This window comes from Ruegeria sp. CDSB136 (assembly GCF_059610965.1).
Genome location: NZ_JBXWOP010000044.1, coordinates 1 through 10,307 on the forward strand (window position 1 = coordinate 1; position 10,307 = coordinate 10,307).

Genomic DNA, 10,307 nt, shown 5'->3' on the forward strand with positions numbered 1-10,307 from the left:
TGAAGTTCTCACGTCAGAGCAGGCTATGGAACATACTTCGACCCAGTGATTTCCCTTTCCAACAACTTGTCGCGGGGGGCTTGGCGGGCAGAGCGATTTTACTTTGACTACCGAGACCGCCAACAACGTGTGAAAGCTGAATGACGACACTGGCAAAAGCTCGAGCGAATTCTGGAAATAGGGCGAGTACGTTTAGTCTGAGCATCGCGTCCTCCCAGCGCTCAATCATTGTAAAGTGCCTTCCGACCGCCAGCACTCACTCCAGCAGTCGGAAGGGCTCGGCACAGCGAGCAGCAACGACAACAACCGAGGTAAAATAAAGTTGTGTCGAATTCGCATGTTTGAATCTAATTTTTAATAAATCAATATTTTTTCCGCGCGCAAAATTCACTACGCTCCCGTACGATAGGCTTCTGCTTTCAAACAAAAAGGTAAGTGGGAGCGTCCATAAGGGCGAATGTGATCTTTTGGCTCGGCGAGGCGTTCTGAGGCCGCACAGAAACTGAAAAAGGATTGAAAGATGGGATTTGGTGAAGCCGTTAAAACGTGTTTCTCGAAGTACTTCCAGTTCTCCGGCCGGGCTTTACGCTCAGAATATTGGTGGTTCTTCTTGTTTGTGGTTGTCGTGAGTGCTGGTTTAGCTGTGCTGGATACGATCATATTCGGGACCAACCCTGAAACAGGGCAGGGATCTCGGGTTCTGTCCTCTGTTTTCCAACTGGCCGTTCTCATACCTATGCTGGCCGCCGGTTGGCGGAGGCTGCATGATACAGGACGACCTGGCTGGTACTTGCTGCTGCCGATGGCGCTCAGTATTACAACGCTTTTTGTTATGCTGGGTGGGGTAGCGTTCTTTTCAGTATTGGAGCAAGGGACCGAAAATCCCGATGCATTGCGAGGACCTGCGGCCGTCCTGGGTGTGACCGGTATCGTTGTTGTCTCAATCCTTCAATTGGTTCTGTCCATTCTGATGATCTGGTGGCTGACACGACCTTCCCAAGAAGGCGCAAACGAATACGGCGAACCTGTTTCCTGATCTGGCTGTCCGGGCAATTGGCTGGAACTTCTGCTGAACGACAGTGCGAACCGCAACACCATGGAGAGAGAAAATGAGTTTCAAGACGATTTCCATTGGAACGCTTATGATGGCAATGGCGACCACAGCATCGGCGGAGTGGTCCTTCAGTTCCGGACCTAGTCCCAATGCATTCATTCAATCCGGAAATATGACGCTGGAGCTTCAGTGTAACCGTATCCGGTTTGCTCCAGCTGGATATGAGGACAGCCAGGACATTGTGGAGAAGCAAGGGCTTTCCATTCGTTTTTTGAAGAACGGCACCACCGAAGTTGGGGCATTTCAGGTTGGCGCAGAAAACGCTGCCTTACAGATCGTCGACAATTATCCCGTCGAGATCAGTTTTGATGGTCAGCAGGACTATGGTTTTGTACTGGACCAGCTTGCGGCCAATGCATCAGTCAATTTGTCCATGATTGATCAAGATGTCAGCTATGGAATCTTTGACTTAAAAGGTTCCAGCGCGGCAATTCGGTCCCTTCGTTCCGCATGCGATTCAGATACTGGCCAGGGGGCCTCCTATGAAGCACCCGAAGGCATCGTCTATTGTGGTGGCGGAGCGATAAAACGCGTGATCGAACCCATAGTTTTGGACAATCCGGAGGGAGAGTGGGACGCGCGAGTAACGGTCAACGGCGAGTTAATCAGAGCCATGACGGCCTACAGCTACTTCGGAAACTTTGAGCCACCGGCCGGATTTGTTGTCGCCCTGCTAGGGGAAGATAGGTCCGAGTTTCTGATTTTTAGCGAAGGCTCGGCAAACTGGCTGGAATACGGGGATTACAGGTATGATCAGTGCAATTGATACCTTCTTCCAAACGGCTTCCCGAATAGCGCGTCAATTGATAGGTTTAGTTTCCAAGATTGTGCTGGCCTCTGGTCTAGTATGGACCTCACCAGCTGTCGCGGCTGATGTTTCGCAACTTCCCATCGGTTTGCGGGAAAAGGTTGATCTGGCGGCACAAGCCTGCGCTGAGTTCAACGACGGTCAGTTTGACTTAGATTGGGGTGCGGTTGAGAGGGTCGATCTCGACGGAGATCTACAACGCGACTGGGTTCTGAATGCGTCTGGTTTCGCGTGTTCAAGCGCCGCATCTCTATATTGCGGAACTGGCGGATGCATGTCGCACTTTTGGGTTAGCGAAAAGGTGCACTCCTTGCTCAATCAAGGCTGGACGGTCGTTGATTTTGGGCGCCAACGTGTTGTGGTGGCAGATATTCATGGATCCAATTGCGACGGAATAAACCCAACGCCTTGCGTCACCGCCAGTGTTTGGGATGCGGACGCTAAGACGTGGCGCTCGTCTGCTGGCGATTGGGAATAAGTTACATTTGAGCATTGCAGATAAGCCATAGGAGCTGGTTTGTTCGATGGGTTCTCTGTGGCACGCACACTTATGGGCAAATCGTGCAAAGTTATGCGCAAATACCGCGCAGAGTTATGGGCAATCTTCCAAGATTTTCTTCAATGAAATCAATGTTGGGAATGCAGCGTTATGAGCGCACCTACATTAGGTGTAGCACCAGCAACAAAGCGTCGTGAGATAGCCCTGGATGCATTGGATTCCGGCAGAATTTCCGCACCGCTCACACGTCTTCTCAATCTCGTCGACACGCGTATCCAGCTCATCGAGGATATTTCGATTGCATTTTCGTGTGTAGACGCGCAATCCGCCAAGTTTTTGCTTGATCTGTACGATCACGGGCAACGCACACCCAAAGACATCGGGATGTTGTGAAACACTGCGCTTTACATCTTCCAGCACTATTGCGAGTTGGTCAGCCCAGCCTACACGATGCTCTCCAAGTGCCTTTAGCGGTCATTGTTGGTGGTCATTCCGAGGCCTTTCGCCTGAAGGTCTGCATTGAGTGGCAGCGGACGTTCGCTGAAATCTTCTGAACGACCGAAGTGCGGACTAATCTGCCGTTGGTGTGTTCTGCTCGAACCACCGCTTTGTGCACTTTGCAAACGCGGCGAAAACACCTCGGGAGGATTGCAAATCTGGCAGCGAGACTAGGGCAATGTGGCAATCGCTTCTAAAACCGAACACTTATCAAGCCTCTGAGAAGCGCAATTCCCGTCAGCGCTATCTGGGTTTTCTTATCGGTACGGGAAGCTTGATTTTTGCGGTTTGTTTTCGTCTCGCCTAAGTAATAGACACTTGATGCGATGTTTTCTGGGAGAGTGGCTGTCCTCCTAAAGTCCCGGGTCGCTTACGTTTAGAAATTCAGCACCGAGTTGAACGATTGACATGCATTTGCGGTTGGTATGCTATCCACAACCATAACGTTCGCAGAAATTTGCGACACAGTATCGTGAATTCAATGCGGTTAAACGACTGCAATATGGGAGAAAATGATGAAAAAACCAATACTCGTACTGGCGCTGTTGATGACGACGACGTCTTTGGCCACTGCCGAAACCCTGCGTTGGGCGCGCTCGGGCGATGCGCTGACGCTTGATCCGCATTCGCAGAACGAAGGGCCCACCCATACCGTGCGCCACCAGATGTACGAACCTCTGATCATCCGCGACACATCTGGCGCGTTCGAGCCCGCATTGGCCACCGACTGGAACCCCAGCGAAAGCGATCCGAATGTCTGGGTGTTCAACCTGCGTCAGGGGGTGAAGTTCCATGACGGTGCCGATCTTACCGCAGAAGACGTGGTGTTCAGCATCAATCGCGCGAAACAGCCGAACTCGGACATGAAAGAACTGATCAACTCGATTGTCGAGGTGCGCGCGGTCGATGACCATACGGTCGAGATCGTGACCGACGGTCCGAACCCGATCCTGCCTGCAAACCTGACCGACCTGTTCATCATGGACAAAGGCTGGACCGAAGCGAACAACACGGTCGATGTTCAGGATTTTGAAGGCGGCGAGATCACCTTCGCGACTACTAACGTGAACGGCACTGGTCCTTACAAGCTGGTCAGCCGCGAACCCGACGTAAAGACCGTCATGCAGCGAAACGAGGATTATTGGGGCCGCGATCAGTTCCCAATGGCAATCAGCGAGATTATCTACACGCCCATCCAGAATAACGCGACGCGCGTCGCGGCTATGCTGTCCGGCGAGGTGAATTTCCTTCAGGACATGCCGGTTCAGGACTTGGAACGGGTAAACGCTGCGGATGGCCTTGTAGTCAAACAGGCGCCGCAGAACCGGGTGATCTTTTTCGGGATGAACCAGGGCGCAAATGATATCGAAGCCGACAACGTCGATGGCAAGAACCCCCTTGCAGATGTGCGCGTACGTCAGGCGATGTCCAAGGCGATCAACCGCGATGCCATCAAGCAGGTGGTCATGCGCGGTCAGTCGCAACCCGCCGGGATGATTGCACCGCCCTTCGTGAACGGCTGGACGGCTGATATGGACGCCGAAAGCAGTACTGATGTTGAAGCAGCAAAAGCGCTTCTGGCTGAAGCGGGCTATCCTGATGGCTTCTCAATCCGTCTTGACTGCCCCAATGATCGATACATCAACGACGAAGGTATCTGCCAGGCGGCCGTCGGGATGCTTGGTCAAATTGGCATTACCGTGAATCTGGATGCCAAACCCAAGGCGCAACATTTCCCGCTGATCACCGATGGAAAGACCGACTTCTACATGCTGGGCTGGGGCGTTCCGACATACGACTCGGAATACATCTTCAACTTCCTGGTTCATGGCCGTGAAAGTGACATCGGTACCTGGAACGGCACTGGCTTTAATGATGATGAGCTTGACGCCAAGATCAAATCGCTTGCCTCAAACACAGACCTTGTTGCCCGCGACCAGGACATAGCCGACATTTGGCGTGTAGTGCAGGATGAGCAGCTGTACATCCCGATCCACCATCAGGTGCTGAACTGGGGCATGGCTGAAAATCTGGCCATCGAGGTCGATCCCGAGGATCAACCCATGGTGAAGCACTTCGGTCTGAACTAAGCTGAGCGGCGGGCCTCGGGATGCGGGGCTCGCCGCCACATATGTGGGAGCTATTATGAGACGTCTGACCACTGCCGCGCTAATGTGTGCGCTTGCGTTACCCGTATCAGCCGAAGAGTTCACGTTTGCGGTCACGACCGACCCGCAAACGCTGGACCCGCATGCAGTCAATTCCGCCCCCGTTTTGGGGTTTCTGAATAACGTCTACGAAGGGCTCGTCCGTCGGGGCAAAGATATGTCCATCGAACCGGCGCTGGCGACCAGCTGGGAGACCATTGGTGACGGCGCAGGCTGGCGGTTCAATCTGCGGGAAGGCGTGACGTTTCATGATGGGTCTGAGTTCAACGCAGATGATGTGATATTCTCGTACCAGCGTGCCTCGGATGAAAATTCGGATACCCGTAGCTGGTTCGCTCCGGTCAGCGAGGTGGTGAAGGTCGACGACTACACCGTTGATGTCATGACGACCGCGCCCAATCCGATCTTTCCAGACAGCATCGCCAACTGGATGATCCTTGATAGCGGGTGGGCCGAGGCGAATGACGCCACATTGCCTGACAAAGAGGCTGGCAACCACGCGACACTGAACGCCAACGGCACCGGCGCATTCCGTGTCACTGCGCGAGAGCCGGGTTTGCGCACCGTTCTGGAACCATTTGACGGTTGGTGGGGTGAGGCAGAGCATAACCTGACCCGCGCTGAACTGGTGCCCATCCAGAATCCTGCAACAGCGCTGGCGGCGTTACTGTCGGGTGATGTGGACTTTATCAATCCTGTCCCAATTCAGGACGTCGCCCGGTTGCAAGGGAACCCGGACGTAAAGGTCATTCAGGGTATCGAAGCGCGCGTTATCATGCTGGGCTTTGATCAGCAGGAGGGCGCAAGCGAAGCAGGGCAAGGCAGTTCTGATCTGTTCCGTGACCCGCGCGTTCGTGAGGCCGTAGCCAAGGCCGTCAACGTGCCGGCCATCTTGCAAACCATCATGCGCGGCAACGCCGAGGTGGCGAGCCAACTTGTCAGCCCAGCAATGCGAGGGTTCTCGGTTGCAAACGCGGACCCGTATGCCTTCGACCCCGAAGGCGCGAAGGCGCTACTGGTTGAGGCCGGTGCTGAAGGCGCTGAAGTTAGCTTCAAATGTTCCAACAATCGCTACCTGAATGACGAGTCCGTCTGCCAGGCGATCACAGCCATGCTGACGCAGGTTGGATTGAAAGTAACACTCGATGCAATGCCCGTTCAGAACTACTGGCCGGAACTGCGGGCTGACAATTTCGACATGTATCTGCTGGGATGGTCGCCCGGGACTTTCGACGCCGAACATCCGGTGCGTTTTCTCGCCTCGACCCCCAATGAGGAAAAGAAACTGGGCTCTTGGAACTTTGGCGGTTACTCCAACGCCCGCGTGGATGAATTACTGCCAATGATCCAGTCCGAAATTGACGAAACCAAGCGTCAGGCGATGCTGGATAAGGTCGCAAGTATCTTGCAGGACGAAGTGGCCTATGTGCCCCTCTACGTCCAACCGCTGGTTTGGGGCGCGCGCAGCAATATCGAGTTGACGCAACGGCCTGATAACTTCTTCCTTCTGCGCTGGGTCACGGTCAACTAAATGCTGTCATACATTATCAGGCGTGTGGCCCAGTCGGCGCTGGTCCTTTTTGTTGTAGGCCTTGTTGCCTTTTCCATGTTCCGCTTTGTCGGCGACCCGATCGACAACATGCTGGGGCAGGAACGGACGATGGAAGATGTGGAGCGTCTGCGCAGCCAGTTGGGCCTCGATCAGCCGTTTCCGGTGCAATATGTGAAGTTTCTGAAAGAGGCCGTACAGGGCAATTTTGGCGTCAGCTTCCGTCAGGGCCGCCCGGTCGCCGAGATTTTGTCTGAACGCGCACCAGCAACGCTGGAACTGGCGATCGTCTCGGCTGTGTTCGCGATTGTCCTTGGCATCGCCCTGGGCGTTTTCACCGCCATCAGGCGGGATGGCTTTGCGGCGAATTTCATCATGTCGGCCTCACTGATCGGGGTGTCCTTGCCCACTTTCCTGATCGGCATCCTGCTCATTTATATCTTCTCGGTCGAACTTGGCTGGCTTCCCAGTTTCGGACGCGGAGAGGTCGTGGATCTGGGATGGTGGAGCACCGGTTTGCTGACCGCAAGCGGGCTTAAGGCATTGATTTTGCCTGCAATAACACTCGGTCTATACCAAATGACTCTGATCATGCGTTTGGTGCGGTCTGAAATGTTGGAAGTTCTCCGGCAGGACTATATCCGCTTTGCCCGCGCCCGTGGCCTGAGCGATCGGACCATAAACTTTCGCCACGCACTGAAAAACACGATGGTCCCGGTGATCACCATCGTCGGCCTGCAATTGGGGGCCATTATCGCCTTTGCCATCATCACCGAGACGGTGTTCCAGTGGCCAGGCCTTGGCCTTCTGTTTATCAACGCAATCCAGTTCGTGGATATTCCTGTCATGGCGGCTTACCTGATGATGATCTCGGTCATCTTTGTCACCATCAACCTAGCGGTCGACATTCTCTACGCATTCATCGACCCGCGCCTGAGGGTCAGCGCATGAGTCGTGTAAGACGCATTCTGGACAGCGACCAGTTCTACGCCTTTCGCCGGTCGCCTGTGGCCATGGTATCGGCCGCGGTCGCGTTGGTTCTGATCCTCGCAACGATCCTGGCACCGCTGATTGCGCCGACGAACCCGTTTGACCCGTCCAGCCTGAACCTAATGAATGGCTTCACCCCACCGATGGAGCCGAATGCCTTTACCGGTGAAAGCTTCCTTATGGGCACCGACGATCAGGGGCGGGATGTGTTCTCGACCATCCTGTACGGGATGCGGATTTCGCTGTTTGTCGGGGTGGCCGCGGTTCTGTTTGCCATGGTTCTGGGGATCATTCTGGGCTTGCTGTCCGGCTATTTCGGCGGCTGGACCGAAACGATCATCATGCGCACGGCCGATGTGCAGCTGACTTTCCCGTCGATCCTTCTGGCCATGTTGATCTTTGGTATCGCAAAGGGCGTCACACCCGTTGAGTATCGCGACCAGATGGCGATCTGGGTGCTGATCCTTGCCATCGGCCTGTCTGACTGGGTGCAGTTCGCCCGTGTCGTCAGGGGCGCGACTTTGGTTGAGAAGAACAAGGATTATGTCGCCGCCGCGCGCATTATCGGGCAAAGCCCACTGACGATCATGCTGCGCCACATCCTGCCCAATGTGCTGTCACCGGTATTGGTGATCGCAACAATCTCACTGGCTCTGGCGATCATTGCCGAGGCGACGCTCAGCTTTCTGGGCGTTGGTGCGCCGCCTACGCAACCCTCGCTGGGTACCTTGATCCGCATCGGACAGGGTTTCCTGTTCTCGGGCGAGTGGTGGATCCTGTTCTTCCCGGCCTGCACTCTGCTGGCGCTGGCGTTGAGCGTGAACCTGCTGGGCGACTGGTTGCGCGATGTTCTGAACCCGAGGCTGAAATGACTGATCCCGTTCTTTCTATCCGCAACCTGACGGTGGAAATCCCGACCCGCCACGGCGTTTTCAAGCCGGTGGAGCACGTGACCTATGATCTGCATCCTGGCGAAATTCGGGGGGTCGTTGGCGAAAGCGGCGCTGGTAAATCCATGACCGGCAATGCTGTGATCGGCCTGCTGGACCCTCCGGCCCATGTGTCCGAGGGCGAGGTCTGGCTAAACGGTCGCAGGATCGACGAACTGGATGCAGAGGACAAGCGCAGAATCCGGGGCAAGGAGATCGGAATGATCTTTCAGGACCCGCTGACCTCGCTCAATCCGCTATTCACAGTGGGTCAGCAACTGGTGGAGACGATCCAACTGCACCTGGGCCTGTCTGCAACAGCGGCCAAAAAGCGTGCCATTGCACTGCTGGACCGCGTCTCCATCCCCGACCCGGCGGATCGGTTCAATCAGTATCCGCACCAGTTTTCCGGCGGGATGCGCCAGCGGGTTGTGATCGCCTTGGCCTTGTGCTCCGAACCCAGCGTCCTGATCGCGGACGAACCCACAACGGCCTTGGACGTGTCCGTTCAGGCGCAAGTACTGGACCTGATCAAGGAACTGGCGAAGGAGCGTCAGGTTGGAGTAATCCTCGTGACGCACGACATGGGTGTTATCGCCGACACCACTGATACGGTCACCGTCATGTATTCCGGCCAAGTGGTCGAAAGCGGCACGACCGATCAGATCCTTGGCGCGCCCACGCATGATTACACCAAATCCCTGATTGCCGCCGTGCCACGACCTCACACCAAGGTAGAACGCTTTCCGGTGGTCAGCTATGGCGAGCGGGCAAGAACCTTCAAGATTGATGATCTGGCGGCGCATTGGGACAAAACCGAGTTGTCAGAATCCGGTAAGCTGCTTGAAGTCGAGAACATCACGAAAACGTTCCTGCAAAAGGGCGGCCTGCTGCCATCGCAGCGGCGTTACTTCACCGCCGTCGATCAGGTCAGTTTCGACATTCGCGATGGTGAGGTATTTGGTCTTGTTGGCGAAAGTGGCTCTGGCAAGTCCACCGTCGCGCGGATGATCGGCACGCTGTATCCAGTGGACGGTGGCCGCGTGATCTTTGACGGTCAGGATGTGACGGCCATGGGAGCAGACGCCCTGCAGGCCTATCGCCGCCAAATTCAAATGATCTTTCAGGATCCTTTCTCCAGCCTCAATCCACGAATGAGGGTCGGGGACCTCGTGGCCGAGCCAATCCATCACCACAAAATCCTGCCCAAGTCCGCTATCGAACCGCGGGTGCGCGAATTGCTTGACTGGGTTGGGTTGGCCAAGGACGCGTGGCGTAAGTATCCACATGAATTTTCCGGCGGGCAGCGGCAACGCATTTGTATTGCCCGCGCCCTTGCAACTCAGCCCCGTTTTCTGATCTGTGATGAGCCGACCAGCGCCCTGGATGTGTCCATTCAGGCGCAAATCCTGAACATTCTCAAAGACCTGCAAGACTACCTCGGCTTGACTATGCTCTTTATCAGCCATGATCTCCCGGTCGTACGTCAGATGTGTGACCGAGTGGGCGTGATGCGTCATGGGAAGCTGCTTGAAGTTCAGAAGACGGACTCTTTGTTCGTATCTCCAGAGCATCCGTATACACGGGAACTTTTGGATTTGATGCCCCGGCTAAAGCAATTGGCGTAATTTTACCGACTTGGTCTTGCATCGGTTTTTTCAGAAGAAGTTGTTTGAACCGACATTCCCCAAGTGGCCTGGGTTCTGACGTTAAGGTCGCCTGACTGCGCCACCTGATCAAGCGTTTTTCCGC

At 55.0% G+C, this 10,307-nt stretch carries 9 protein-coding genes; all 9 read left to right on the forward strand.

Annotated features, from left to right (window positions below; genetic code table 11):
* Positions 1-520 precede the first annotated feature (520 nt).
* Positions 521-1,036: a DUF805 domain-containing protein gene (locus AC2FIR_RS23690; RefSeq protein ID WP_170555158.1), complete on the forward strand. Its 516-nt coding sequence runs from the start codon at positions 521-523 to the stop codon at positions 1,034-1,036.
* Between the two features lie 73 nt (positions 1,037-1,109).
* The gene (locus AC2FIR_RS23695) at positions 1,110-1,880 is read left to right on the forward strand and encodes a hypothetical protein (protein WP_282121546.1); all 771 of its coding nucleotides are present in this window, start codon (positions 1,110-1,112) and stop codon (positions 1,878-1,880) included.
* Complete coding sequence (locus AC2FIR_RS23700; protein WP_496763443.1) at positions 1,864-2,400, forward strand: hypothetical protein; 537 nt, start codon at positions 1,864-1,866, stop codon at positions 2,398-2,400. The genes AC2FIR_RS23695 and AC2FIR_RS23700 overlap by 17 nt, the downstream gene beginning before the upstream one ends.
* A 171-nt stretch (positions 2,401-2,571) precedes the next feature.
* On the forward strand, positions 2,572-2,814 hold the full coding sequence (locus AC2FIR_RS23705; protein ID WP_496763447.1) for a hypothetical protein: 243 nt from the start codon (positions 2,572-2,574) through the stop codon (positions 2,812-2,814).
* 617 nt (positions 2,815-3,431) lie between these two features.
* A complete protein-coding gene (locus AC2FIR_RS23710) occupies positions 3,432-5,009 on the forward strand; it encodes an ABC transporter substrate-binding protein (RefSeq protein ID WP_480915396.1) in 1,578 nt (525 codons plus the stop codon).
* Between the two features lie 55 nt (positions 5,010-5,064).
* The gene (locus tag AC2FIR_RS23715) at positions 5,065-6,618 is read left to right on the forward strand and encodes an ABC transporter substrate-binding protein (protein ID WP_170612363.1); all 1,554 of its coding nucleotides are present in this window, start codon (positions 5,065-5,067) and stop codon (positions 6,616-6,618) included.
* On the forward strand, positions 6,619-7,587 hold the full coding sequence (locus AC2FIR_RS23720) for an ABC transporter permease (RefSeq protein WP_496748023.1): 969 nt from the start codon (positions 6,619-6,621) through the stop codon (positions 7,585-7,587).
* Positions 7,584-8,498, forward strand: coding sequence for an ABC transporter permease (locus tag AC2FIR_RS23725; RefSeq protein ID WP_170612359.1), 915 nt, complete (start codon positions 7,584-7,586; stop codon positions 8,496-8,498). Before AC2FIR_RS23720 ends, AC2FIR_RS23725 begins: the two co-directional genes overlap by 4 nt.
* Positions 8,495-10,183 carry an ABC transporter ATP-binding protein gene (locus AC2FIR_RS23730; protein ID WP_170612357.1) on the forward strand — a complete coding sequence of 563 codons (1,689 nt, stop codon included), beginning with the start codon at positions 8,495-8,497 and terminating at the stop codon, positions 10,181-10,183. Before AC2FIR_RS23725 ends, AC2FIR_RS23730 begins: the two co-directional genes overlap by 4 nt.
* The last annotated feature ends 124 nt before the right edge of the window (positions 10,184-10,307 follow it).

What these genes read in the sequence shown, in the direction of transcription:
- AC2FIR_RS23690 (WP_170555158.1), top strand. Translation starts at nt 521, where the DNA reads ATGGGATTTGGTGAAGCCGTTAAAACGTGTTTCTCGAAGTACTTCCAG.
- AC2FIR_RS23695 (WP_282121546.1), top strand. Translation starts at nt 1,110, where the DNA reads ATGAGTTTCAAGACGATTTCCATTGGAACGCTTATGATGGCAATGGCG.
- AC2FIR_RS23700 (WP_496763443.1), top strand. Translation starts at nt 1,864, where the DNA reads ATGATCAGTGCAATTGATACCTTCTTCCAAACGGCTTCCCGAATAGCG.
- AC2FIR_RS23705 (WP_496763447.1), top strand. Translation starts at nt 2,572, where the DNA reads ATGAGCGCACCTACATTAGGTGTAGCACCAGCAACAAAGCGTCGTGAG.
- AC2FIR_RS23710 (WP_480915396.1), top strand. Translation starts at nt 3,432, where the DNA reads ATGATGAAAAAACCAATACTCGTACTGGCGCTGTTGATGACGACGACG.
- AC2FIR_RS23715 (WP_170612363.1), top strand. Translation starts at nt 5,065, where the DNA reads ATGAGACGTCTGACCACTGCCGCGCTAATGTGTGCGCTTGCGTTACCC.
- AC2FIR_RS23720 (WP_496748023.1), top strand. Translation starts at nt 6,619, where the DNA reads ATGCTGTCATACATTATCAGGCGTGTGGCCCAGTCGGCGCTGGTCCTT.
- AC2FIR_RS23725 (WP_170612359.1), top strand. Translation starts at nt 7,584, where the DNA reads ATGAGTCGTGTAAGACGCATTCTGGACAGCGACCAGTTCTACGCCTTT.
- AC2FIR_RS23730 (WP_170612357.1), top strand. Translation starts at nt 8,495, where the DNA reads ATGACTGATCCCGTTCTTTCTATCCGCAACCTGACGGTGGAAATCCCG.